Source organism: Streptomyces sp. NPDC104831 (genome assembly GCF_055583025.1).
This window is the reverse complement of sequence record NZ_JBVJOT010000007.1, coordinates 165,718-190,694: the sequence shown is the minus strand read 5'-3', so window position 1 is coordinate 190,694 and position 24,977 is coordinate 165,718. Positions and strand designations below refer to the sequence as shown.

At 72.2% G+C, this 24,977-nt stretch carries 22 protein-coding genes; 11 read left to right on the top strand and 11 right to left on the bottom strand.

Features of this window, described 5'->3' with window-relative positions; genetic code table 11:
* Positions 1-73: 73 nt before the first annotated feature.
* Positions 74-688, top strand: a complete 615-nt coding sequence (locus ACZ63H_RS07730; protein WP_469862913.1) for a TetR/AcrR family transcriptional regulator — start codon at positions 74-76, stop codon at positions 686-688.
* Positions 689-787: 99 nt separating this feature from the next.
* On the opposite strand, the gene ACZ63H_RS07725 is transcribed toward ACZ63H_RS07730, so the two are convergent.
* Complete coding sequence (locus tag ACZ63H_RS07725) at positions 788-2,167, bottom strand: cation:dicarboxylate symporter family transporter (protein ID WP_469862912.1); 1,380 nt, start codon at positions 2,165-2,167, stop codon at positions 788-790.
* A gap of 153 nt (positions 2,168-2,320) precedes the next feature.
* Here ACZ63H_RS07725 and ACZ63H_RS07720 point away from each other — a divergent pair, with 153 nt between their 5' ends.
* The 6 genes from ACZ63H_RS07720 (at position 2,321) to ACZ63H_RS07695 (ending at position 8,727) form a co-directional block, all read left to right on the top strand.
* Complete coding sequence (locus tag ACZ63H_RS07720) at positions 2,321-3,955, top strand: sensor histidine kinase (RefSeq protein WP_469862911.1); 1,635 nt, start codon at positions 2,321-2,323, stop codon at positions 3,953-3,955.
* Positions 3,952-4,644 carry a response regulator gene (locus tag ACZ63H_RS07715; protein WP_469862910.1) on the top strand — a complete coding sequence of 231 codons (693 nt, stop codon included), beginning with the start codon at positions 3,952-3,954 and terminating at the stop codon, positions 4,642-4,644. The genes ACZ63H_RS07720 and ACZ63H_RS07715 overlap by 4 nt, the downstream gene beginning before the upstream one ends.
* A 189-nt stretch (positions 4,645-4,833) precedes the next feature.
* Entirely contained in the window at positions 4,834-6,207 is a 1,374-nt protein-coding gene (locus ACZ63H_RS07710; protein ID WP_469862909.1) for an extracellular solute-binding protein, read from the top strand.
* The gene (locus ACZ63H_RS07705) at positions 6,204-7,067 is read left to right on the top strand and encodes a carbohydrate ABC transporter permease (RefSeq protein ID WP_469862908.1); all 864 of its coding nucleotides are present in this window, start codon (positions 6,204-6,206) and stop codon (positions 7,065-7,067) included. Before ACZ63H_RS07710 ends, ACZ63H_RS07705 begins: the two co-directional genes overlap by 4 nt.
* Complete coding sequence (locus ACZ63H_RS07700; RefSeq protein ID WP_469862907.1) at positions 7,067-7,894, top strand: carbohydrate ABC transporter permease; 828 nt, start codon at positions 7,067-7,069, stop codon at positions 7,892-7,894. The genes ACZ63H_RS07705 and ACZ63H_RS07700 overlap by 1 nt, the downstream gene beginning before the upstream one ends.
* A 125-nt stretch (positions 7,895-8,019) precedes the next feature.
* Positions 8,020-8,727, top strand: a complete 708-nt coding sequence (locus ACZ63H_RS07695) for a helix-turn-helix domain-containing protein (RefSeq protein WP_469862906.1) — start codon at positions 8,020-8,022, stop codon at positions 8,725-8,727.
* Between the two features lie 65 nt (positions 8,728-8,792).
* Here the strand turns inward: ACZ63H_RS07695 and ACZ63H_RS07690 are convergent, their stop codons facing one another.
* Positions 8,793-9,818: an ATP-dependent 6-phosphofructokinase gene (locus tag ACZ63H_RS07690; RefSeq protein WP_467933448.1), complete on the bottom strand. Its 1,026-nt coding sequence runs from the start codon at positions 9,816-9,818 to the stop codon at positions 8,793-8,795.
* 193 nt (positions 9,819-10,011) lie between these two features.
* Here ACZ63H_RS07690 and pta point away from each other — a divergent pair, with 193 nt between their 5' ends.
* The 3 genes from pta to pyk all read left to right on the top strand — a co-directional run bounded on the left by pta (position 10,012) and on the right by pyk (position 14,834).
* On the top strand, positions 10,012-12,114 hold the full coding sequence (gene pta / locus ACZ63H_RS07685; protein ID WP_469862905.1) for a phosphate acetyltransferase: 2,103 nt from the start codon (positions 10,012-10,014) through the stop codon (positions 12,112-12,114).
* On the top strand, positions 12,111-13,322 hold the full coding sequence (locus ACZ63H_RS07680) for an acetate kinase (RefSeq protein ID WP_469862904.1): 1,212 nt from the start codon (positions 12,111-12,113) through the stop codon (positions 13,320-13,322). Before pta ends, ACZ63H_RS07680 begins: the two co-directional genes overlap by 4 nt.
* Before the next feature lie 84 nt (positions 13,323-13,406).
* A complete protein-coding gene (pyk, locus tag ACZ63H_RS07675; protein ID WP_469862903.1) occupies positions 13,407-14,834 on the top strand; it encodes a pyruvate kinase in 1,428 nt (475 codons plus the stop codon).
* 89 nt (positions 14,835-14,923) lie between these two features.
* Here pyk and ACZ63H_RS07670 read toward each other — a convergent pair whose 3' ends face one another.
* From ACZ63H_RS07670 to ACZ63H_RS07655, 4 genes are all read right to left on the bottom strand, one after another.
* Positions 14,924-16,405 carry a hypothetical protein gene (locus ACZ63H_RS07670; RefSeq protein ID WP_469862902.1) on the bottom strand — a complete coding sequence of 494 codons (1,482 nt, stop codon included), beginning with the start codon at positions 16,403-16,405 and terminating at the stop codon, positions 14,924-14,926.
* On the bottom strand, positions 16,395-16,949 hold the full coding sequence (locus ACZ63H_RS07665; protein WP_469862901.1) for a DUF6114 domain-containing protein: 555 nt from the start codon (positions 16,947-16,949) through the stop codon (positions 16,395-16,397). The genes ACZ63H_RS07670 and ACZ63H_RS07665 overlap by 11 nt, the downstream gene beginning before the upstream one ends.
* Before the next feature lie 115 nt (positions 16,950-17,064).
* Entirely contained in the window at positions 17,065-17,724 is a 660-nt protein-coding gene (locus ACZ63H_RS07660) for a DUF6230 family protein (RefSeq protein ID WP_469862900.1), read from the bottom strand.
* A gap of 622 nt (positions 17,725-18,346) precedes the next feature.
* Positions 18,347-19,318 (bottom strand): tetratricopeptide repeat protein, encoded by a 972-nt coding sequence (locus ACZ63H_RS07655; protein ID WP_469862899.1) that lies wholly within the window; start codon positions 19,316-19,318, stop codon positions 18,347-18,349.
* A gap of 207 nt (positions 19,319-19,525) precedes the next feature.
* Here ACZ63H_RS07655 and ACZ63H_RS07650 point away from each other — a divergent pair, with 207 nt between their 5' ends.
* A complete protein-coding gene (locus ACZ63H_RS07650) occupies positions 19,526-20,152 on the top strand; it encodes a TetR/AcrR family transcriptional regulator (RefSeq protein ID WP_469862898.1) in 627 nt (208 codons plus the stop codon).
* Between the two features lie 68 nt (positions 20,153-20,220).
* Here the strand turns inward: ACZ63H_RS07650 and ACZ63H_RS07645 are convergent, their stop codons facing one another.
* The 5 genes from ACZ63H_RS07645 to ACZ63H_RS07625 all read right to left on the bottom strand — a co-directional run bounded on the left by ACZ63H_RS07645 (position 20,221) and on the right by ACZ63H_RS07625 (position 24,943).
* Entirely contained in the window at positions 20,221-21,921 is a 1,701-nt protein-coding gene (locus ACZ63H_RS07645) for an acyl-CoA mutase large subunit family protein (protein WP_469862897.1), read from the bottom strand.
* Between the two features lie 74 nt (positions 21,922-21,995).
* Positions 21,996-22,334: a DUF3817 domain-containing protein gene (locus ACZ63H_RS07640; protein ID WP_469862896.1), complete on the bottom strand. Its 339-nt coding sequence runs from the start codon at positions 22,332-22,334 to the stop codon at positions 21,996-21,998.
* A gap of 43 nt (positions 22,335-22,377) precedes the next feature.
* Positions 22,378-22,887 (bottom strand): MarR family winged helix-turn-helix transcriptional regulator, encoded by a 510-nt coding sequence (locus ACZ63H_RS07635; protein ID WP_469862895.1) that lies wholly within the window; start codon positions 22,885-22,887, stop codon positions 22,378-22,380.
* A gap of 731 nt (positions 22,888-23,618) precedes the next feature.
* Positions 23,619-24,266, bottom strand: a complete 648-nt coding sequence (locus tag ACZ63H_RS07630) for a TetR/AcrR family transcriptional regulator (RefSeq protein WP_469862894.1) — start codon at positions 24,264-24,266, stop codon at positions 23,619-23,621.
* On the bottom strand, positions 24,263-24,943 hold the full coding sequence (locus ACZ63H_RS07625) for a DUF4166 domain-containing protein (protein ID WP_469862893.1): 681 nt from the start codon (positions 24,941-24,943) through the stop codon (positions 24,263-24,265). Before ACZ63H_RS07625 ends, ACZ63H_RS07630 begins: the two co-directional genes overlap by 4 nt.
* Between the last annotated feature and the right edge of the window lie 34 nt (positions 24,944-24,977).

Genomic DNA, 24,977 nt, shown 5'->3' with positions numbered 1-24,977 from the left:
GCACAACTATGTGCAATGTACGGCGTTGCACAGGACTGTGCAAGTCCAGTCGGAAAGGGGGCGGGAAGGCACAATGACCGCCATGACCACGGGTAACACCAGCCGCGCCGACGCAAACCGGCGCCGCATCCTCGACGTCGCCCTCGCGGAGCTGCTGCGCGACCCCGACGCGTCCATGGACCAGATCGCCCGCGCGGCAGGCGTCGTACGACGGACGGTGTACGGCCACTTCCCGAGCCGTGAGGCGCTGATCAGCACGCTCGTCGACGAGGCGGTGCAGGCGCTGGCGGACGCCGACGCGGCGGGCCGGGCGGGGGTGACGGACCCGGCGGAGGCGGTCGCCCGGTCGGTGCTCGCGGTCTGGCAGACCGCCGACCGCTACCGGCTGCTGATCGCGCTGGCCCAGCGGACGGTCACCGTCCAGGGCATCCGCGACCGCCTCGCCCCCCTGCGCGAGGCGAAGGTACGGCTGCTCCAGCACGGGCTGGACACGGGCGTCTTCCGCTCGCCGCTGCCCGCGCCGGCGCTGGCCTACGTCCACGAGCAGATGCTGTTCGCCCTGATGGAGGCGGTGAACGACGGCCTCCTGGCGGCGGCGGAGGCGGGCCGCTCGGCCACGGTCGCCGTGCTCACCGCGGCGGGCGTACCCGCCTCCCGGGCCATGGAGCTGGTGGCCGAGGTGTCGTAGAAGTGCCGTGGGCCGGCACGGGACCGGCCGCCCGGCCCCGGTTCAGGCGGGGCCGGACGGCCGGAGCGGGAAGGTGCCGCGACGGGACCGTGCCGGTGCTCAGGCCTTGACCAGGCCCTCCTCCCGGACCTCCGGGGCCTCGCTCACCGAGGACCGCCCCTCGTCGAGCAGCGTGGTCTCGTCGAACGGCACCTCCCCGGCCAGCACCCTGCGCACCCGGTCCTTGTCGATCTCCTTGGTCCACGTGCCGACCAGCACCGTCGCCACCGCGTTGCCCGCGAAGTTCGTCAGCGCCCGCGCCTCGCTCATGAACCGGTCGATGCCGACGATCAGCCCGACGCCGTCCACCAGGGCCGGCTTGTGCGACTGGAGGCCGCCGGCCAGCGTGGCGAGGCCCGCGCCGCTGACCCCGGCCGCGCCCTTCGACGCCAGCAGCAGGAACAGCAGCAGCGGGATCTGCTCGCCGACCGACATCGGCGTGCCCAGCGCGTCCGCGATGTACAGCGACGCCATGGTCATGTAGATCATCGTGCCGTCGAGGTTGAAGGAGTACCCCGTCGGCACGGTGATGCCGACCACCGGCCGGCTCACCCCCAGGTGCTCCATCTTCGCGATCAGCCGGGGCAGCGCGGACTCCGAGGAGGAGGTGGACAGGATCAGCAGGAATTCCCGGGCGAGGTACTTGAACAGGGAGAACACGTTCAGTCCCGCGACGATCCGCAGCAGCGCGCCGAGCACCAGGAAGACGAACAGGAAGCAGGTGACGTAGAAGCCGAGCATCAGCACGGCGAGGCTCTTGAGCGCGTCGACGCCGGCGGAGCCGACCACGGCCGCGATCGCGCCGAACGCGCCGACCGGCGCGGCCCACATCACCATCGACAGGATGCGGAAGACCAGCCGCTGGAGGTGCTCGACGCCGCGCAGCACCGGCTGCCCGGCCGCGCCCATCGCCTGGAGCGCGAACCCGGCGAGCAGCGCCACCAGCAGCGTCTGGAGCACCTCCCCCTGGGTGAACGCGGACACGAACGTGTCCGGGATGATCGACAGCACGAAGTCCACCGGCGGCAGCGCGTCGCTCTCCACCTGGGCGTGCCCGCTGTCGCGCAGCGCCTGGGTCAGGTGCAGCCCGTCGCCGGGGTGCAGCACGTTGCCGACCACGAGACCGATGGCGAGCGCGACGAGCGACATCACCAGGAAGTAGCCGAGGGCGATACCGCCGACGGCCCCCACCTTCGCGGCCTTCCGTACCGAACCGATACCGAGCACGATCGTGCAGAAGATGATCGGCGAGATCATCATCTTGATCAGGTTCACGAAGCCGGTGCCCAGCGGTTTCAGCTCCACCGCCGCGTCGGGCCAGATCAGGCCCACGGCGATGCCGAGCGCGACCGCCGCGATGACGGCGATGTACAGGTAATGGGTCCGGTCCCGCTGGGCGCGGGGTGCGGCAGGTGCCCTGTCGGCGGGGCTGGCGGCCACGACTGCCCTCCTTGACGTCTTCGTCGGTGCGCGACCGGCGTGCGGCTCACGTCCGGGCGTTGCTGGGAATGCCGTGACTATCTCCCGGCCTGTGAGGGCGGTCACCCTTCCGTTCATTTAGTTCACGATCGGACGGAGAGGCACACTGCTGGCATGCGCGCCCCCGTCCTCCCCCGGCCCCGCAGCCTGGCCGGCCAGCTGTTCGCCATGCAGGCCGTGCTGATCGCGGTGGTCGTGGCCGGGTACGCGCTGTTCACCTACGTCAGCGACCGGCGGCAGGCCGAGGAGGCCGCCGCCCGGCAGGCCACGGCGGTGGCCCGGTCGGTCGCCGACGCCCCCTCGGTCCGCGCGGCGATCCGCGGCCCCGACCCCACGGCCCGGCTGGAGCCGTACGCCCTCCAGGTCACCCGGGACGCCAACGTCGACTTCGTGACGATCATGGATCCGTCCGGCATCCGCTGGACCCACCCGGACCGCCAGCAGATCGGCAAGCGGTTCCTCGGCACCATCGGCCCCGCCCGGCGCGGCCGTACCTTCACCGAGACCTACACCGGCACGCTCGGCCCGTCCGTCCGCGCGGTGACCCCGGTCCGGGACGGCGGCCGGATCACCGGGCTGGTGAGCGCCGGCATCAAGGTGGAGACGATCAGCGCCCGGCTCCGGGACCAGGTCACGGCCCTGCTCGGGGTGGCCGGCGGGGCGCTGGTGCTGGGCGCGGTCGGCACATATGTGATCAACGCCCGGCTGCGCCGCCACACCCACGGCATGAACGCCACCGAGCTGAGCCGGATGCACGACTACCACCAGGCGGCGCTGCACGCGGTCCGGGAGGGGCTGCTGATGCTGGACGGCCAGTACCGGGTGGCGCTGGTCAACGACGGCGGCCGGGAGCTGCTGGGCCTCGGCGGCACGCCGGACGCGGACCTGGTCGGCCGCTCGGTGGCGGGCCTCGGCCTGCCGGCCCCGCTGACCGGCGCCCTGCTGTCCTCCGAGCCCCGGGTGGACGAGGTGCACCTGACGGCGTCCCGGGTGCTGGTGGTGAACACCTCCCCCGTGTCCGGGGGTGAGCGCCGGGGCACGGTCGTGACGCTCCGGGACGTCACCGAGCTCCAGTCGCTGATGGGCGAGCTGGACTCGGAGCGGGGCTTCACGCAGGCGCTGCGCTCGCAGGCGCACGAGGCCGCGAACCGGCTGCACACGGTCGTCTCGCTGATCGAGCTGGGCCGGGCCGGGGAGGCGGTGGAGTTCGCCACGGCCGAGCTGGAGCTGGCCCAGGCCCTCACCGACCAGGTGGTGGCGGCGGTGAGCGAGCCGGTGCTGGCCGCGCTGCTGCTGGGCAAGACCGCGCAGGCGCACGAGCGGGGCGTGGAACTGGTGGTCTCGCCGGACAGCCGCCTGGACGACGGCCTGCTGCCGGCCGAGTTGCCGGCGCGGGACCTGGTCACGATCCTCGGCAACCTGATCGACAACGCGGTGGACGCGGCGCAGGGCAGCGCCCGGGCGCGGGTCACCGTGACGGCGTACGCCTCGGGCGCCGGACTCGTGCTCCGGGTGGCGGACACCGGACCCGGTGTCGACCCCGCCCTGGCCGGCCTGGTATTCCAGCGGGGGTTCTCCACCAAGCCGGCCGGGCCGGGCGGGCGGGGACTCGGGCTGGCCCTGGTCCGGCAGGCGGTGACCCGCCACGGGGGCACGCTGACGGTGACGGGGTCCGGCGGGGACGGCGAGGACGGAGCGGTGTTCGAGGTGCGGTTGCCCTTGCGCGTGGTGGCGGGCGGTGCCGGATGACGGACGAGGGGCGGCCCATCCGCGTCCTGGTCGTCGAGGACGATCCGGTGGCCGCGGACGCGCACGTGATGTACGTCGGCCGGGTGCCGGGATTCGTCGCGGTCGGGAAGGCGCACACGGGCGCGGAGGCACGGCGGATCCTGGACCGCACCCCGGTGGACCTGCTCCTGCTGGACCTGCACCTGCCGGACGTGCACGGCCTGCAACTGGCCCGGTCCCTGCGGGCGTCCGGGCACCACGCGGACGTGATAGCGGTGACCTCGGCCCGGGACCTCGCGGTGGTGCGGGAGGGCGTCTCGCTGGGCGTCGTCCAGTACGTCCTGAAACCGTTCACGTTCGCGACGCTCCGGGACCGGCTGGTGCGCTACGCCGAGTTCCACGCGGCGGTGGGCGAGGCGAGCGGCCAGGACGAGGTGGACCGGGCCCTGGCGACCCTGCGCGCCCCGGCGCCGGCGGCCCTGCCGAAGGGGCTGAGCGCGCCGACGCTGGAGCGGGTCACGGGCACGCTGCGCGAGGCGCCGGAGGGCCTCACGGCGGCCGGGGCGGCCGAGACGGTCGGCATCTCCCGCATCACGGCCCGCCGCTACCTGGAGCACCTGGTCGAATCGGGCCGGGCGGCCCGCAGCCCGCTGTACGGGCAGGTGGGGCGCCCGGAGCTGGTGTACCGGTGGGTCCCCCAGGGGCGGTGAGGGGCGGGCCCCGGACGTCGGCGCGGTCGGGCGCCCCGCCCCGGACGGCGCACGCGCGGACACCCGGCGCGCCCGGCTCCGGGCCACCGGCGCGCTTCACCCCGCAGACGCATTGACCTGACCGGACCAGCGCTCTTACCTTCACACGGCAGCCATCTCCGCGCCACCCCCACGTGCGCTCAGGAGGTCATGCCCGTGCGCCCCACCGCCGCCCTCTCCGCGCTCCTCGCCACCGCCCTCTGCGCCGCCGCGCTCACCGCCTGCGGCAGCGGCTCCGGCCGCGGCCCGGACACGATCAAGGTGTCGTACAAGCAGTCCACCGACAACTCCGTCAAGGTGATGGACACCTACCTCGACGGCGTCAAGAAGCAGTTCGAGCGCGAACACCCCGGCAAGAAGGTGGAGTTCGTGCCGATCAAGGCGCCCGACGCGGAGTACTACACCAAGCTCCAGCAGATGCTGCGCTCCCCGCGCACCGCACCGGACCTGGTCTACGAGGACACCTTCCTCATCAACTCCGACATCACCAGCGGGTACTTGAAGCCGCTCGACGCCTACCTCGCCACATGGCCGGACTGGAAGCAGTTCATCGGCACCGCGAAGGCGGCGGCCAGGGGACGGGACGGGAAGACGTACGGCGTGCCGGACGGCACCGACACGCGCGGACTCTGGTTCGACCGGCGGGTGTTCGCCAGGGCCGGCCTGCCGCCGGACTGGCGGCCGAGGACCTGGGACGACGTCCTGGCCGCCGCCCGCACCATCAAGCGGAAGGTCCCCGGCGTCGTCCCGCTCAACGTCTACACCGGCAAACCGGCGGGCGAACGGGCCACGATGCAGACCTTCGAGATGCTGCTGTACGGCACGGGCGACGGCTCCGCCGACCCGCTGTACGACGACCGCGGCGGGAAGTGGGTCGTCGGGTCGCGGGCCTTCAAGGACGCGCTCGCGTTCGTGGAGACCGTCTACCGGGAGGGGCTCGGCCCCGACGTCTCCGACGCCCTCGACCCCAACTTCTCCACCACCGTGGCCGGCGAGCTGCTCCCCCGGGGCGGCCTCGGCATCGCCCTCGACGGCTCCTGGCTGCCGCTGACCTGGCAGCCGGGCAGCGGGCACCCCTGGCCCGACTGGTCCCGGCGGCTGGGGCTCGCCGCCATGCCCACCCAGCACGGCCAGGCGCCCGGCAGGGTGAGCATGTCCGGCGGCTGGACCTGGGCCGTCCCGGCCAAGGCGGCCAACCCCGACCTCGCCTTCGCCTTCGTCAGGACGCTCCAGACGAAGGACAACGCCCGCAGGTGGTACATCGCCAACTCCGGGATCGCCGTGCGGAAGGACGTCGCCGCCGACCCCGCGTACGCCACCGCCCAGCCCGGCCTGGCGTTCTTCACCGGACTGGTGGCCCACACCCACTACCGGCCCGCGTACCCCGCGTACCCGAAGGTGTCGACCGCCGTCCAGGAGGCCATGGAGGGCGTCACGACCGGTGACGTGTCCGTGGCGAAGGCGGCGAGCGGCTACGACGCCACGGTCGAGGACGTCACCGGCGGCCGAGTGGTCCGCAGGTGAGGCGCGGGCACCCGGCCGCCCGGGCCCTCCCGCTCGTCCCCGCGCTGGTCCTGCTGCTGCTCTTCCTCGCCGGGCCGATCGCCTACTGCGTCTGGATCGCCTTCACCGACCTCCAGCTCACCGGCCAGGCGCACTCCTCCTTCACGGGTCTCGCCAACTTCCGCCGGGCCTTCCGCGACGACGCGTTCCTGAACGCCGTCCGGCTGACCCTGGTGTTCACCGTGCTGTCCTCGCTCATCGGGCAGAACACCCTCGGGCTCGCGCTGGCCGCGCTGATGAGACGCGCCTCGAAACCCGTCCGCACCCTCACCGGCGGGGTGGTGATCACCGCGTGGGTGCTGCCGGAGGTCGTGGCCGGGTTCCTGCTGTACGCGTTCTTCCGCCGCGAGGGCACCCTGAACGCCGTCCTGGACTGGCTGCACCTGCCCCGGCAGAACTGGCTGTTCACACTGCCCGTCCTCGCCGTGTCCTTCGCCAACGTCTGGCGCGGGACGGCGTTCTCGATGCTCGTGTACTCCGCCGCGCTGGACGGGATCCCCGCCGAGATCACCGAGGCCGCCGAGGTGGACGGGGCCGGCGGGTGGCGGCGGCTGTGGCACATCACGCTGCCGATGATCCGCCGCTCCATCGGCACCAACCTGATGCTCAACACCCTCCAGACGCTCTCCGTCTTCGGGCTGATCTGGGTGATGACCCGGGGCGGTCCCGGCCACCGCAGCCAGACGCTGCCGCTGTTCATGTACGAACAGGCGTTCCAGAACAGCATGATCGGGTACGGCACGGCGGTCGCACTGCTCCTCCTGCTGGTCGGCTCCCTGTTCTCCGCGGTCTATCTGCGGCTGCTGCGGACGGAGGTCTGATGGCCCGCGCCCGCCCCTCCCGCCGGCTCGCCGCCGATCTCGCGCTGCTCGCCGTGGCCGCCGCCTTCGCCCTGCCGCTGGCCTGGGTGCTGCTGTCGGCCGTGGACCCGGGCGCCGGTCTGCGGGTCGGGATCCCGGACGGGATCGGCCTGGACAACTTCCGCGCCGTCCTCACCCCGGACATCACCTACACCCCGCTGCTCAACAGCCTGCTGCTGTGCGGCGGCGGCACGGCGCTGACCGTCGGCTGCGCCGCCCTCGCCGCGTATCCGCTGTCCCGGTTCCCCTCCCGGCTGAACCGGCCGTTCCTGCTGACCATCCTGTTCGCGACGAGCCTGCCCATCACGGCGATCATGGTGCCGGTGTACGCCCTGTTCGTCCGGGTGAACCTGATCGACACCTTCCAGGGCACCGTCTTCTTCTTCGCCGCCTCCCAGCTCCCCTTCGCCATCTGGCTGATGAAGAACTTCATGGACGGGGTGCCGAGGGAACTGGAGGAGGCGGCCTGGACGGACGGGGCCTCGGCCGCGCAGTCGCTGGTGCGGATCGTGCTGCCGCTGATGGGGCCCGGGCTGGGCGTGGTGACGGTGTTCTCGTTCGTGATGATGTGGGGGAACTTCTTCGTCCCGTTCATGCTGCTGCTCAGCCCGGACCGGATGCCCGCCTCGGTGAGCGTCAACGACTTCTTCGGCAACCGGGGCATGGTGGCCTACGGCCAGCTCGCCGCGTTCTCCGTGCTCTACTCGACGCCCGTGATCCTGCTGTACGTCCTGGTGGCCCGGCGGCTCGGCGGCGGGTTCGCGCTGGGCGGGGCGGTGAAGGGGTGACGCGGCACGGCGGTGGCACCGGGTGCCGGAGCAGTCCGGGTGACCGGCCCGTACGTTCCTACGATCCGTGATCTCGGCGGAACCGACCGTGGTCAGGATCCGGCCACGCCCCTACGTTGTGCCGGGTGCGCCCACCCTCAGCCCAACCGGACCAGCCCGCCCTCCCGTTCGACGCCCCGGCCGCCCGCAGGCTCCGCGCCGCGCTCGGCATGGGACCCGAGCACGTCGCCCACGGGATGCGTGCCTCGTACGGGCTGCCGTACGTCACCCCCGATCTCGTGATCGCGTGGGAGCGCGGCACGGTCGCCCCCGGCGATCCCGAACTCACCGCGCTCGCGGGAGTGCTGTGGTGCTCCCCGGGCGAACTGATCGGCCGGCCGCGGACCCTGCGCGAGCACCGCATCGCCCGGTCCGTGGCGCCCGAGGACGTCGCCCGCGCCGTCGGCATGGACCCGCGCGCGTATCTGCGGGTGGAGGAGAGCGGGGTGTGGCGGGGCGACGAGCGCCGGTCGGCGGCGCTCGCGCGGGTGCTGGAGCTGGCGCCGCCCGACTTCGTCGCCGTCACCGGCCGGGAGGCGAGGCTCGCCGGCCTGCTGCGCGGCGCGGTGACGACCCGCTGGCAGGCGTACGCGCGGCCGGTGCTGAAGCTCGTCCCCCTGGACCGGGAGGTGCTGGAGCCGGTCCTCCAGGAGCTGCACCAGGACTACCAGGGGCACATGGCCGCCACCCTCACCTGGGGCGGCGGCGGCCGGAGCGCCGGCGAGCCGGGGCGGCGCTTCCTGGACACCATCGTGGAGGCCTTCTGGCGGTCCGTGGCGGACCGGACCGCCTGACCCCCGGGAGGCGCGCCCGGCCCGGAGAGCGGCGCGCCCGGCCCGGGCGGCCGACGGTGCCCGGTCTAGAAGACCGACTCGGCCTCGTCCATGCGGTCCTTCGGCACGGTCTTCAGCTCGGTGACCGCCTCGGCGAGCGGCACCATCACGATGTCGGTGCCGCGCAGCGCGGTCATCTTGCCGAACTCGCCGCGGTGCGCGGCCTCCACGGCGTGCCAGCCGAAGCGGGTGGCGAGGACGCGGTCGTAGGCGGTGGGGACGCCGCCGCGCTGGACGTGGCCGAGGATGACCGGCTTGGCCTCCTTGCCGAGGCGCCGCTCCAGCTCGTAGGCGAGGGCGGTGCCGATGCCCTGGAAGCGCTCGTGGCCGTACTGGTCGATCGCGCCCTTGCCGTAGTCCATGGTGCCCTCGGCGGGGTGGGCGCCCTCGGCGACGCAGACGACCGCGAACTTCTTGCCGCGGGCGAACCGCTCCTCGACCATCTTGACCAGGTCGGCGGGGTCGAAGGGCCGCTCGGGCAGGCAGATGCCGTGGGCGCCGGCGGCCATGCCGGACTCCAGGGCGATCCAGCCGGCGTGCCGGCCCATGACCTCCACGACCATCACCCGCTGGTGGGACTCGGCGGTGGTCTTCAGGCGGTCCATCGCCTCGGTGGCCACGCCGACGGCCGTGTCGAAGCCGAAGGTGCGGTCGGTGGAGGAGATGTCGTTGTCGATGGTCTTGGGCACGCCGACGACCGGCAGACCCGCGTCGGAGAGCATGCGGGCCGCGGTGAGCGTGCCCTCGCCGCCGATCGGGATCAGCGCGTCGATGCCGAACTCCTCGACCATGTCGGCGGCGCCCTCGCAGGCCTCGCGCAGCCGGTCGCGCTCCAGCCGGGAGGAGCCGAGGATGGTGCCGCCGCGGGCCAGGATGCCGCTGACCGCGTCCAGGTCGAGGGTGCGGTAGTGGCGGTCCAGCAGGCCACGGTAACCGTCCTCGAAACCGATGACCTCGTCGCCGTACTGTGCGACCGCCCGGTGCACGACCGACCGGATCACGGCGTTCAGGCCGGGGCAGTCGCCGCCTGCGGTGAGAACTCCGATGCGCATCGTGCTGTGTCTCCTGCTCGCTGTCGTGTGCCGGTGAGCCAGTGACGATTCTTTCACGTCCGCCGGAGCGGTGAAGTCCTGACGGGCGCCTTATCCGGCGGCAGGGGTATTGTCAAGAGGGTTCGGCTCACCTCGGTGGGCGATTTTTATGCCGCAGAGGCGACAGAAGCGACATGAGGAACGGAGTGGACACGTGACGCGCAGCGTGTACGTGACCGGGATCGACCGCGGTGACGGCCGCCAGGTCGTGGAGCTGGGGGTCATGGAACTCCTCACCCGGCAGGTCGACCGGGTGGGCGTGTTCCGTCCGCTCGTCCACGACGGACCGGATCGGCTGTTCGAGCTGCTGCGGGCCCGGTACCGCCTCGCGCAGGACCCGTCGACCGTCTACGGCATGGACTACCACCAGGCGTCCGCGCTCCAGGCCGAGCGGGGCACGGACGAACTGGTCTCCGTCCTCGTCGACCGCTTTCACCTGGTCGCCCGCGACTACGACGTGGTGCTGGTGCTCGGCACCGACTTCGCCGACACCCAGCTGCCGGACGAGTTGTCCCTCAACGCCCGGCTCGCCAACGAGTTCGGCGCCTCGGTCATCCCGGTGGTGGGCGGCCGCAGGCAGACCGCCGAGTCGGTGCTGGCCGAGACCCGCAACGCCTACCGCGCCTACGACGGGCTCGGCTGCGACGTGCTGGCCATGGTCGCCAACCGGGTGGCCCGCGAGGACCGCGACGAGATGGCCGAGCGGCTGGTGAACCGGCTGCCGGTGCCCTGCTACGTGGTGCCGGACGAACCCGCGCTCTCCGCGCCCACGGTCGCCCAGATAGCCCAGACCCTGGACGCCAGGGTGCTGCTCGGCGACGACTCCGGCCTCGCCCGGGACGCCATGGACTTCGTCTTCGGCGGCGCGATGCTGCCCAACCTGCTGGGCGCCCTGACCCCGGGCTGCCTGGTGGTCACCCCGGGCGACCGGGCCGACCTCGTCGTCGGCTCGCTGGCCGCGCACAGCGCCGGCACCCCGCCGATCGCCGGTGTGCTGCTGACGCTCAACGAGGTCCCGCGCGACGAGATCCTCACCCTGGCCGCCCGGCTCGCCCCGGGCACCCCGGTGCTGTCGGTGTCCGGCAACAGCTTCCCCACCGCCGAGCAGCTGTTCTCCCTGGAGGGCAAGCTGAACGCGGCCACCCCGCGCAAGGCGGAGACCGCGCTCGGCCTGTTCGAGCGGTACGCCGACACCGCCGAGCTGGCCCGCCGGGTCTCGGCGCCGAGCAGCGACCGGGTCACCCCGATGATGTTCGAGCACAAGCTGCTGGAGCAGGCCCGCTCCGACAAGCGGCGCGTCGTGCTCCCGGAGGGCACCGAGGAGCGGGTGCTGCGCGCGGCCGAGGTGCTGCTGCGCCGGGGCGTGTGCGACCTGACCCTGCTCGGCCCCGAGGACCAAATCCGCAAGAAGGCCGCCGATCTCGGCATCGACCTCGGCGACACCCAGCTGATCGACCCGGCCGCCTCCGGCCTGCGCGACGCCTTCGCCGAGAAGTACGCGGCCCTGCGCGCCCACAAGGGCGTCACGGTCGAGCTGGCCTACGACGTCGTCTCCGACGTCAACTATTTCGGCACGCTGATGGTCCAGGAGGGCCTGGCCGACGGCATGGTCTCCGGCTCGGTGCACTCCACGGCCGCCACCATCCGGCCCGCCTTCGAGATCATCAAGACCCGGCCGGACGCCTCGATCGTCTCGTCCGTGTTCTTCATGTGCCTGGCCGACAAGGTGCTGGTCTACGGCGACTGCGCGGTCAACCCGGACCCCGACGCCGAGCAGCTCGCCGACATCGCCATCCAGTCGGCGGCCACCGCGGCCCGCTTCGGCGTGGAGCCGCGGATCGCGATGCTGTCGTACTCCACCGGCACCTCCGGCTCGGGGGCCGACGTGGACAAGGTGCGCGAGGCCACCGAGCTGGCCCGCTCGCGCCGGCCGGACCTGAAGATCGAGGGCCCGATCCAGTACGACGCGGCCGTGGAGCCGTCCGTCGCCGCGACCAAGCTGCCCGGCTCCGATGTCGCCGGGCAGGCGACGGTCCTGGTCTTCCCCGACCTCAACACGGGCAACAACACCTACAAGGCCGTGCAGCGCTCGGCCGGCGCGATCGCCGTCGGCCCGGTCCTCCAGGGCCTGCGCAAGCCGGTCAACGACCTGTCCCGCGGCGCCCTCGTCCAGGACATCGTCAACACGGTCGCCATCACGGCGATCCAGGCCCAGACCCCCGCCCAGAACCCCAGCGAGAAGGCGTCCCAGCAGTGACCTCCCCCACCCGTGTCCTCGTCCTCAACTCCGGTTCGTCCTCGCTGAAGTACCAGCTGCTGGACATGCGGGACAGCAGCCGGCTCGCGGTGGGCCTGGTCGAGCGCATCGGCGAGCAGACCTCCCGGATCGAGCACACCTGCCTGACCGGCGGCGGCACCCGCGAGCACAGCGGCCCCATCGCCGACCACGAGGCCGCCCTCAAGGCGGTCGGCGAGGAGCTGAGCCGCGACGGCCTCGGCCTGGACTCCCCCGAACTGGCCGCCATCGGGCACCGGGTGGTGCACGGCGGGATGTTCTTCACCGAGCCCACCGTCATCGACGACGAGGTGCTCACCGAGATCGAGCGGCTGATCCCGGTCGCCCCGCTGCACAACCCGGCCAACCTCACCGGCGTCCGCACCGCCCGGGCACTGCGTCCCGACCTGCCCCAGGTCGCCGTCTTCGACACCGCGTTCCACACGTCGATGCCGGAGTCCGCGGCGCGCTACGCCATCGACCCGAAGATCGCCGACCGCCATCGGATCCGCCGCTACGGCTTCCACGGCACCTCGCACGCCTACGTCTCCCGGGAGACCGCCCGGCTGCTGGGCAAGGACCCGTCCGAGGTCAACGTGATCGTGCTGCACCTGGGCAACGGCGCCTCCGCCTCCGCGGTGGAGAAGGGCCGCTGTGTGGACACCTCCATGGGGCTGACGCCCTTGGAGGGCCTCGTGATGGGTACGCGGTCCGGTGACCTGGACCCGGCCGTCATCTTCCATTTGGCCCGGGTTGGGGATATGTCCATGGACGAGATCGACACTCTCCTCAACAAGAGGAGCGGTCTGTTCGGTCTGTGCGGGGACAACGACATGCGGGAGATCCGTCGCCGGATCGACGAGGGCGACGAAGAGGCCGCGCTCGCCTTCGACATTTACATTCACCGGATCAAGAAGTACATAGGCGCCTATTACGCGGTGCTCGGCACCGTGGACGCGGTGGCCTTCACCGCCGGGGTCGGCGAGAACGCGGCACCGGTGCGGGAGGCGGCGGTCGCGGGCCTGGAGGGCCTGGGCCTGGCGGTCGACCCGGAGCGCAACGCCGTGCGCGGGGGCGGGGCCCGGCTGATTTCGCCGGACTCCTCCCGGGTGGCGGTCGCCGTGGTGCCGACGGATGAAGAACTGGAGATCGCGACGCAGACCTACGCACTGGTCGGAAAGAACAACTGAATAGCACCTGAGCGGTGCGGCACTCATTTGTATCTTCCGCCAGACGGAATATTCCGTAGCGAAACAAACCGATAGGATCGCCCCATGCGCCGTTCGAAAATCGTCTGTACTCTCGGCCCCGCGGTCGACTCCCACGAGATGCTCGTCGCCATGATCGAGGCGGGCATGAACGTAGCCCGGTTCAACTTCAGCCACGGCACCCACGCCGAGCACCAGGCGCGGTACGACCGCGTCCGGGCCGCCTCCAAGGAGACCGGCCGCCCCATCGGCGTCCTCGCCGACCTCCAGGGCCCGAAGATCCGCCTGGAGACCTTCGCCGAGGGTCCGGTCGAGCTGGAGCGCGGTGACGAGTTCGTCATCACGACCGAGGACGTGCCGGGTGACAAGCACATCTGCGGCACGACGTACAAGGGGCTGCCGGGCGACGTCTCGCGCGGCGACCAGATCCTGATCAACGACGGCAACGTCGAGCTGAAGGTCCTGGACGTCGAGGGCCCGCGGGTGCGGACGATCGTCATCGAGGGCGGCGTCGTCTCCGACCACAAGGGCATCAACCTGCCCGGCGCGGCCGTGAACGTGCCCGCGCTGAGCGAGAAGGACGTCGAGGACCTGCGCTTCGCCCTCCGCATGGGCTGCGACATGGTCGCGCTGTCCTTCGTCCGGGACGCCAAGGACGTGCAGGACGTCCACCGCGTGATGGACGAGGAGGGCCGCCGGGTCCCCGTCATCGCCAAGGTGGAGAAGCCGCAGGCGGTCGACAACATGGAGGACGTCGTCGCGGCGTTCGACGCCGTGATGGTCGCCCGCGGCGACCTCGCCGTCGAGTACCCGCTCGAAAAGGTCCCCATGGTGCAGAAGCGCCTGATCGAGCTGTGCCGGCGCAACGCCAAGCCGGTGATCGTCGCGACCCAGATGATGGAGTCGATGATCACCAACTCCCGGCCGACCCGCGCCGAGGCCTCCGACGTGGCCAACGCGATCCTCGACGGCGCCGACGCGGTCATGCTGTCGGCCGAGTCCTCGGTGGGCGCCTACCCGATCGAGACGGTCAAGACGATGTCGAAGATCGTCGTCGCGGCCGAGCAGGAGCTGCTGTCCAAGGGCCTGCAGCCGCTGGTGCCGGGCAAGAAGCCGCGCACGCAGGGCGGTTCGGTGGCCCGCGCGGCCTGCGAGATCGCCGACTTCCTCGGCGGCAAGGGCCTGATCGCCTTCACCAAGTCCGGTGACACCGCGCGCCGGCTGTCCCGGTACCGGGCGTCCCAGCCGATCGTCGCCTTCACCACGGACGAGGCGACCCGCAACCAGCTCACGCTGAGCTGGGGCGTGGAGTCGCACGTCGTGCCGTTCGTGAACACCACCGACGAGATGGTCGACCTGGTGGACCAGGAGGTCGCCAAGCTGAGCCGGTTCGACGTGGGCGACACCGTCGTGATCACCGCCGGTTCGCCCCCCGGCGTCCCCGGCACCACCAACATGATCCGCGTCCACCACCTGGGCAACCAGGGCGGCTGATCGCCGGACCCGCGACACACCGAGGGCGCCCCCTGCGACAGGGGGCGCCCTCGGCCTTGTGCGGCTCCCGGACCGGCTTGTGCGACCGCTCAGTCGGTCGTGTACACGTGCATGCCCGGCACGTGCAGATTGCCGCCGAACTGGGCGGCCTGGACCACCTTGGCATGGGTGAAGTAGATCAGCGGGATGTTCAGCGGGGGCGGGCTGTCGGGGCTGAACGTCACCGGGATCAGCCCGAACAGGTTCCCGGAGATGCTCTCGGTGTACATCACCGTGTCGCCGCCGGTGATGGTGGACTTCGAGCCCTTGGCCGCCTGGACGTGGTAGGTCTTGCCCGCCTGCTTGTCCTTGACCGTCTGGTGCAGGTCGCCGATCTCGGTGCCGTCGGAGATGACGTACTTCAGCACCTTCTTCGTGGTGCCGTTCGCCCGCCTCACCTCCACGACGCCCTGGTAGTCGGCGCCCTTCAGGAGCAGGGAGCTGGCGTCCAGGTACCAGGGGTCGTCCGCCACCGCCACCGTGTTGTCGACGCCGGCGACGCGGTCCGTGGCCGCCGGGCAGTCCTCGGCGGAGCCGGGGTCGCCCGCGGACGGGCTCGGCGTGTCCGAGGGGGTGGGCGAGGGGCTGGACGACGGGGCCGACGGGGTCGCGTCGTCCCCGGCCGGCGTGGTGGTGCCGCCCTCGCCGGTCTTCCCACCGGTGCCGGCGGTGTCCTCGGCCTTCCTGCCCGTGTCCCCCGCCCTGGTCCCCGTGTCCCCGGCGGTGTCGTCGGAGGCGCTGCCGCCCGGGTCCTCGCCCGGGTCCGGTGACCGGGACTCCGACGGGGCCGGGTCCGGGCTCTGCGCGGGCGTGTCCGTGCCGGTGTCCGGGTCCTCGTCGCGCCCGCCGGTGAGGAGGTCGCCGAGCGTGTCGCCGATGGTGTCGAGGATGGTCCCGCCGCCCTGGGGCTTCGCCGGCGCGTCCGTGCCACCGCCGGCGTCCGCACCCTGGCCGGCCGCGCCGGAGTCCGTGCCCGGGGAGCCGGCATCCGCGCCGGACGGGCCGGGGGCGTCCGCGTCCCCGTCTCCGGAACCGGGGTGCGCGTTTGAGGTCGCGGTCGGGTCGGGCGTGGTCTCGTCGTCGGAACCTGAATCCGGCGAAGAGGTGCCGTCCTCCCCCCGCGTCTTCCCGCTCTCTTCCCCGCTCTTGCCGGTCTTCGACGGCGGCGGCGCGTCCGACGCCTCCGACGCGTCCTCGGAGGCGGACGGCGACGCGGAGTCGGAGGGCTCCTTGCCGTCGTCGAGCGCCTTGACGCAGGCCTCGTACTCCTCGCGCGTCAGGTCCTTGGCCGACGTGGACGCCGGCGCGGACGGCGACGAGGAGGGGCTGCCGTTGTTGTCGGCGAGGGCCAGCGTGGACGTGAAGCCCATGCCCATCAGCACGGCCGTGGGCATCGCCACCGAGGCGATGGCCTTGCCGGCGGGCATGTGGAACCTGGTGAACAGCGGCTTTCTGGGGGCCGCGTGGCGGGGCCCGGTTCTCGCACGGGGCCCGTCCACATCGGTCCCGCGGGTCACCTCGTCAGCCGGCACTGTGCCTCCCGTTCGCCCCGTTGGCCGGGTTCGTTCCTGACAGGTCGTTCGGCTCGTCCAGCCCGTACACGCGCTGCTCCGGAAGGGGCGCGGCGGCGGGGGAACCCCCCTGGCCCGCTGCCGCCCCGCCCGCCGGCTGCTGCTCGGGTGCGCCCGGCGCCCAGGACACGGCCATCGCCCCGCCGGTCAGCGCGCACAGGAATCCGACGATGAAGCCACCGATGTTCGACAGCGGGATGGACACCAGTGCCAGCAGGATCGCCGCGACACCTCCGAAGACCCGGATGTGCTGCTGGAACCAGAGGATGAGCCCGAGGGCGATGAGCAGTCCGCCGATGATCAGGGAACTGGAGCCGCCGGGCGTTCCGACCGTCATGCTGAGGTGACCGAGCTGCAGGTGGGCGTACGGGAAGTACAGGATCAGAAAGCCGCCGAGCATGACGAGCAGACCGGCCCAGAACGGACGCGTGCCCCGCCAGGCGCGGAACTGCAGCCTCCGGCGGGTGAACTGACCGGGTGCGGCGGCAGGAGTCTCGGCGCTCATGGAAAACAGCTCCCTGGTGCGGCGTTGCTGTGGTGGTGATGTGGTCCGGCCGTGAAGACGCGCCGGAGTGTGGACGGGCGGGGGCGCCACGGCTCCCCCGCCCGTCAGTACGTGCTCAGTAGCACTCGATGTCCTTGCCGCTGCCCCTGTGCAGCGACATGTGCAGACCGCTGAGCGTGAAGGTTCCGGCGGTGGTCGCCCACGCCGTCTGCTTCACACCGCTCAGGTCCACCGAGTCCGCCTGCTGGGCGAAGCCGAACGGGTTGGCCTGCTTGTTCTGGACCTCGGCGTCCTTCATGCGGGCGCCCTTGAGGTCCCGCCCGGCGACGCCGATGTCGAGGCCGTTGAACGTGGCGTCCGCCTGCAGGTCCTCGACGTCGATGTACAGGTTCTTCGCGTGGACCTGCTTGTCCTCGTCGGAGCTGTTGCCCGCCTCGAGCCGCAGCGTGATGTCGCCGAGGATCGGGATGTCCGGGGTGACGACCGACTGGCACATCTTCTCGATCCGGGCCTTGGTGAAGGCCGAGACCGCGACGGGGTGAGCCGCCTTGCCGCCGGTCAGGGTGTACCCCTGGTCGATCGCGCCGTACTGCGAGAAACCCTCGCCGTGCAGCGTCTTCGCCGTCACCTTGAACGACTGGCCCGACACACTGAACGACGCGGCGAGGGCGCCCTGCGCGAGGGCGACGCCTATCGCGGCCGTAGCGGCCACGCTGGGCACCATGACCACGGCGAACCGCTTCCATCTGGTCCCGCCACGCACCTGGGACTCCATATTTCCTCCTTCTCGGACGTACATCTCCTGGCCCGGCTCGCCCTCGGTCGGCGGCTCAGCCAGGCAGGGATGGGAGAAGTGCTACGTCCTCGGAAAGGAGAGCGCCCGCACTCGGCGGCGCACTACGCGCCCGAATCACCGGCGATCACCCCCGAGCGACAACCACTGGGTCGCGCCTGACACGCATCACGCACAACCTTGCGGGCAGGCTTCGCCGGGGTGGCGAAGACCCCCCTGCCCTGGACCGGCGTCACTGCCGCCGGTCCTGCTCGGTGGGGACCCAGATTCCTCCGCGACCCGGCCGGCTGCCGGGGTGCGGGAATGGACCGAGCGTCGCCGATCGTGGTGCATTCTCGGCCTGGACACAAGGGGGTTCGTTACTGGCTAGTAACGGCGGGATAACCGGAGGACGACCGACCGGTCTCGGAGCGCGACGTACGGTCGCGGCGTGGGGCAGAGCAAAGCCGTTGATCCCTGGACGAATCCAGACAGACCAACGGCCTCGATTTACTCGCAGTAACAGCGGCCGCGATTACCAAGATTTGGCAAAGCGCGGCCGCCATGACGCCTCTACGGCGAATCTTTCACCACGGCCTCACAAGCCGTGGCCGGGTACCGCCCCTCAGAAAAGGGCGCGGGCGAGGGCCCTGCGCGCGTCCACGACCCGCGGGTCCTCCGGGCCCACGACCTCGAACAGCTCCAGCAGCCGGCGCCGTACGGCGTCCCGGTCGTCGCCCGCCGTGCGCCGCACGGTGTCGATCAGCCGGCCGAACGCGTCCTCGACATGACCGCCCACCAGGTCCAGGTCGGCGGCGGCGATCTGCGCCTCGGCGTCCTTCGGCTTGTCGGCGGCCTCCTGGCGCACCTTCTGCGGGTCCATGTCCCGCACCCGCTGGAGCAGCTCGGCCTGCGCCAGGCCCAGCTTGGCCTCCGGGTGCGCCGGGTCGTCGGCCAGCACGTTCCGGTACGCCCGGACGGCCCCGGCCAGGTCGCCCGCGTCCATCGCCTGCGCGGCGGCGTTCAGCGCCGCGTCGTAGGGGCCCTCCGCCGGCGCGGTCACCGTCGCGCCGCCCGGCTCGGCCTCCGGGTCGACGGTCAGACCGGTCAGCCCGAAGCGCTGCTCGGCCACCGTCACCAGCTGGTCCAGGGTCTGCCGGATCTGCTGCTCGGCCGCCACGCCCTGGAACAGCGGGAGCGCCTGGCCCGCGACGACGGCGAAGACGGCCGGGATCCCCTGGACCCCGAACTGCTGCATCAGCATCTGGTTGGCGTCGACGTCGATCTTGGCGAGGAGGAAGCGCCCGTTGTACTCGACGGCCAGCCGCTCCAGGACCGGGCTCAGCTGCTTGCAGGGCTGACACCACTCGGCCCAGAAGTCGATGACGACGGGCACTTCGGCGGAGCGCTGCAGGACCTCCCGCTCGAACCCCGCCTCATCGACGTCGATGACGAGATCGGCCGGGGAGACGGCCCCCGTCCCGCCCTGTCGGGCGGCTTCGGCGCGCGTCTGCTCGGCCTTGGCCTTGGCCTCCTGGGCCGCCTTCACCGCGGCGAGGTCGACGACACCGCTCATGGACATGTTCCGTGGCTGCATGCGTCTATCCTCCCCCGAGCCGGCGCCTGAGTGAAAAGCGGTAGGGGGCGCCGGGTCCCCACCCGCGCCTCGTGGTCGTCCGCCCGTGTACGTCCCTCACGAGCTTTCGCTACGAGTCGTAGCGTAATGCCATGAGGGCGCCGCGCGACACCACACCCCGGTGATCTCCCTCACGGCCCCACAGGACCCGCCGGTTATGGTCGGGGGATGCAGAGCCGCACCCCCGTCAGCCGTACCGGACGCCCGCGCAGCGCCGCCGCGGACACCGCGATCCTGGCCGCGACCCGGGAGGCTCTGGTCGAACTCGGCTGGTCCAGACTCACTCTGTCGGACGTCGCGATCCGGGCCGGGGTCGCCAAGACGACCCTCTACCGCCGCTGGGCCGGCAAGAACGAGCTGGTCGTGGACGCCGTCGCGGAGCTCTTCGACGAGTTGGAGGTCCCCGACCTCGGCAGCCTCGCCGCCGACATCGAGGGCGTCGTCCTCCAGTTCGCGGCCATCCTCGCCCGCCCCGAGGCCCGCAGCGGCCTGATGGCGGTGGTCGCCGAGTCCACCCGCGACGACGCGCTGCGCGAACGCATCCGCGCCTCGATCGTGGACCGCCAGATGCGCCTGGTCCTCCAGGGGCGCGCCCGCGCCCAGCACCGCGGCGAGCTGCCCGCCGAGCCGGACCCCGAGGAGTCCGCCCGCACGGTCGACCTGATCTTCGACATGGTCGCGGGCGCGGTGGTCCACCGCACCCTGGTCAGCGGCAAACCCGCCAACGAGGAGTGGGTGCGCAGCTTCACCCGCATCCTCCTCCTGGGCCTGGCGGGAGCGGCCGGCACTTCCTGAGGACACCGCCCCGCGCGCGAACGCGCCGCCCTTGGGACTCCCCGGTGGGCGGCGCGTCGGCGAAGCGGTCAGAAACCGGCCGGTTCCGTGTACACCCCCCACTCGTCGCGCAGCACCCCGCAGATCTCGCCCAGGGTGGCCTCGGCGCGGACGGCGTCCAGCATCGGCTCGATCATGTTGGCCCCGGAGCGGGCCGCCGCCAGCATGCCGTCGAGGGCGGCGCGCACGGCCGTCTCGTCGCGGGCGGCCTTGCGCTCGGCGAGGACGCGGACCTGCTCGCGCTCCACCTCGTGGCTGACCCGCAGGATCTCCAGGTCCCCGGTCACCGACCCGGTGTGGACGTTGACGCCCACCACCCGCTTGTCGCCCTTCTCCAGCGCCTGCTGGTAGCGGAAGGCGGACTCGGCTATCTCGCCGGTGAACCAGCCGTCCTCTATCCCGCGCAGAATGCCCGAGGTGATCGGCCCGATCGGATGACGCCCGTCCGGGTGAGCCCGCAGGCCCCGCTCCTTGATCTGCTCGAATATCTTCTCCGCGTCCGCCTCGATCCGGTCCGTCAGCTGCTCGACGTACCAGGCGCCGCCCAGCGGGTCGGCCACGTTGGCGACCCCCGTCTCCTCCATCAGCACCTGCTGCGTGCGCAGCGCGATCTCCGCGGCCTGCTCGCTGGGCAGCGCGAGGGTCTCGTCCAGGGCGTTGGTGTGCAGCGAGTTCGTCCCGCCGAGCACGGCGGCCAGCGCCTCCACGGCCGTGCGCACCACGTTGTTGTACGGCTGCTGCGCGGTCAGCGACACACCGGCCGTCTGGGTGTGGAAGCGGAGCCACTGCGCCTTGTCGCTCTTCGCCCCGTACACCTCCCGCATCCACCGGGCCCAGATGCGCCGGGCCGCGCGGAACTTGGCGATCTCCTCGAAGAAGTCCACGTGCGCGTCGAAGAAGAAGGACAGCCCCGGCGCGAAGACGTCCACGTCCAGCCCGCGGCTGAGCCCCAGCTCGACGTACCCGAACCCGTCGGCCAGGGTGTACGCCAGCTCCTGCGCGGCCGTGGCCCCGGCCTCCCGGATGTGGTAGCCGGAGACGGACAGCGGCTTGTACGCGGGGATGCCCGCCGCGCAGTACTCCATCAGGTCGCCGATCAGCCGCAGATGGGGTTCCGGCTGGAACAGCCACTCCTTCTGCGCGATGTACTCCTTGAAGATGTCGGTCTGGAGCGTGCCGTTGAGCACCCGCGGATCGACGCCCTGGCGCTCGGCGGCGACCAGGTACATGCAGAAGACCGGCACGGCCGGGCCGCTGATGGTCATGGAGGTCGTCACATCCCCCAGCGGGATGTCCTTGAACAGCACCTCCATGTCGGCCGCCGAGTCGATGGCGACGCCGCAGTGCCCGACCTCGCCGAGCGAGCGCGGGTCGTCGGAGTCGCGCCCCATGAGCGTCGGCATGTCGAAGGCGACGGACAGCCCGCCGCCGCCCGCCGCGAGGATCATCTTGTACCGCTCGTTGGTCTGCTCGGCGTTGCCGAAGCCCGCGAACTGGCGGATCGTCCAGGTCCGGCCGCGGTAGCCGGTCGGATGGAGCCCGCGCGTGAAGGGGTACTCCCCGGGCCAGCCGATCCGCTCGAATCCCTCGTACGTGTCACCGGGCCGGGGCCCGTACACCGGTTCCACGGGGTCACCGGAGAGCGTGGTGAAGTCCGCGTCCCGCTTGCGTGCGGCGTCGTAACGGGCCTGCCAGCGGCGGCGGCCCTCCTCGATGGCGTGAGCGTCCATACCCCCGAATTTACTTGGACGTCCTAGTAAATGTCGATGGGAGACCGCCGCACGGCATCCGTACGGCGGTGCGGCTACGCCTTGGCGACGGCCGGCGCCGGGTCGGCGACCCTGGCCTCCAGCTCGCGGCTGATCCTGCGCTCGACGAAGAACGCGGCGGTGGGGATCGTGCCCGCGATCAGCACCCACAGCTGCTTGCCGACCGGCCACTTCGCCTTGGAACCCAGGTCGAAGGCGAAGACCAGGTAGACGACGTACAGCCAGCCGTGGGCGATGGCGACGACCCGCGTGAAGTCGGCGGCGCCGTCCATGTCCAGCCCGTACTTCGCGATCATGCTCAGGCACAGCAGCACCAGCAGGACGCCCGTGGTGTAGGCGAGGACGCGGTAGCGGGTCAGCACGCTCTTTTTCATGGAGTCGAGCGTAACCACCCGATCCGGGAGATCTTGCCCCGGGTCACTCGTCCGTGAAGTCGTGTGCCGCGATCCGCAGCGGGCGGAACATCGCGAAGATCTCGCGGCACTCCTCCGCGTCGTACGCCCCGAGCCCGAAGTCCATGGCCATCAGGTCGCGGGTGGCCGCGTCGACCACCTCGCGGCCCTTGTCGGTGATGACGGCGAGGGTGCCCCGGCCGTCGTTGGGGTTGGGGCGCTTGGCCACCAGCCCGGACTTCACCAGCCGGTCCACGGTGTTCGTCACGGAGGTGGGGTGCACCATCAGCCGCTCACCGATCTTGGACATCGGCAGCTCGCCCGCCTTGGAGAAGGTGAGCAGCACCAGCGCCTCGTAGCGGGCGAACGTCAGTCCGTACGGCTTGACCACCGCGTCGACCTCCGCGAGCAGGATCTGCTGGGCCCGCATGATGGAGGTGATCGCGGCCATGGAGGGCACGTTTCCCCAGCGCTGCTTCCACAGCTCGTCGGCGCGGGCGATGGGGTCGAACGGGAGACTGAGAGGCTTGGGCACGTCATCAGACCCTACCGGCCGGTCATATGCCGGTCAGCTCCGTCTCGGCTTTCGGTCACCGGCCGTTCCCGCCCGGGCGCGCGGGGCGATCGCGCGGCGGCGCAGCGTGCCCACGCCGGCCGCGGCCGCCCCCGCCCCAGGCGCCCCGGACGGTCACCGGCCCGGCGGCCGGGACGGTCACGAGCCCGGCGGCCGGGACGGTCACGGCCCGCCCGCGCGGCCCGTCCGGCACCGCCCGCACGAACGCCCGGTCCAGCCCGTCGGACGCCCGGGGCGCTGGTGCGCCGGCCGGGCCGCGCCCCCGTCCCCGGTGCCGTACCGCCCGACGGTCCTGGGCGACGCGGGCCGCCGGCCGACCGCCGCCACGGCCACCGCGTGCCCGCCACCGGGGTGCGGCCGGCCCCCGCACCCGTCCCCGTCGCCATCCCGCCCGACGGTCCTGCGCGACGCGGGCCGCCGGCCGACCGCCACCACGGCCACCGCGTGCCCGCCACCGGGTGCGGCCGGACCCCGCACCCGTCCCCGTCGCCATCCCGCCCGACGGTCCTGCGCGACGCGGGCCGCCGGCCGACCGCCGCCACGGGCACGGCGTGCCCGCCACCGGGTGTCGCACGGACGGACACCGCCGGGACGGCGCCGGCGCCGGCGCCGGGAGCGCGAGGGCTCACGTGGGCGGGGAACCAGGACGGGCCGCGTCACACCCGCACCCTCACCCTCAGGCGGACACCCGGCTACGGGGCCAGGCGCCGCAGCTGGTGCCGTACCGCGCGCTGGGCGACCGGGCCCAGGGACTCCACCGCGGCCACCAGGACCCCGAGCTGTTCCAGCGCGGCCAGCGCCGCCCCCGCCCCCGCCTCGTCCACGCCCTCGTACAGCTCGATCCCGACGAACGACGCGGCGACCGCGCGCGCCAGCCCCGCCGGGTCGGTGAACTCGCCGAACGGTGTCGCCGCCAGGACGCGGCGGAGCACCTGCTCGATCTCGGTGATCCACAGGTCGAGCCCGGCGGCCGTGGCCGGGCCGAGGCCGGGGTGGGTCGGGGCGCCGGCCAGCAGCTGGCCGAGCAGGGCGACATGGCCCCCGGCCCGCTCGTGCTCGTGGATCTCGCGGCCGACGGTCAGCAGTTCGGACAGCGAACCCACCTCGGCGAGCCGTTCCCGGTAGCGGGCCACCGCCTGCTCCGCCCCGTACCGGCAGGCCGCCGCGAGCAGCTCGTCCACGGATCCGAAGTGGTAGAAGACGAGCGCCTGATTGACGCCGGCCGCCGCGGCCACCGTACGGGCCGAGGTCTTGGCGATGCCCTGCTCGGTGAGGGTGCGCAGGGCGCCCTCCAGCAGTCTGGTCTTGGTCTCCTGGGACTTCGCGGTCTCCGGGCTCATGCGCGCGCCTCCTCCCGTACGGGGCGCAGTCCGGGCCGTACACCGCGGGCGTGGAGGTCGGTGTACGAGGCGGTGAAGGAGCCCTCGTAACCGAAGAGCGGCCCGAAGTACCGGTTCACCACGCGCACCCGGATCCGGAAGCGGCCGGCGGCGTCGTCGTAGGACTCGCGCACCTCGGCGGTGGCGCCGACGAGTTCGGGGACGCGGACGTCCACCGGGCCCTCCCGGAACCGGTGCGTGCCGGAGCGGATGAGCAGGGAGCCGTCGGGCTCGGCGTGGAAGTGCAGGTCGCTGGCGAGGTGCTGGTGGGTGCCGAGGTAGTCCAGGACGCGGTCGCCGCGCGGACCGAGCACCATCTGCGCGTCGAAGCGGCGGGCGCGGCCGGGCAGGTCGAAGGTGCGCACGAAGCTCACCGTCTCACGGCCGAAGCCGTCGGTGTACGGCACGTTCTCGATCACGAAGGGGATGTTCCGGCCGGGCCGCGGGACGAGGATGTTGCGGGTGCCGCCGAGGGCGAGGAACGGCTTCACGAACGCCCGTCCGTGCCAGATCCGGTCCATCACACCCCGGCCGGTGCACGCCTCGCCCCCGGCCAGGCCGACCGAGAAGCGGCGGCGCAGGGCGGGGTGGAGGCGGTCGAAGGCGGGGCCCATCGCGGTGCGGAAGATCGAGGTCATCGGTGCTCCTCCAGGGAGGTCGTCCGTCGTGTGC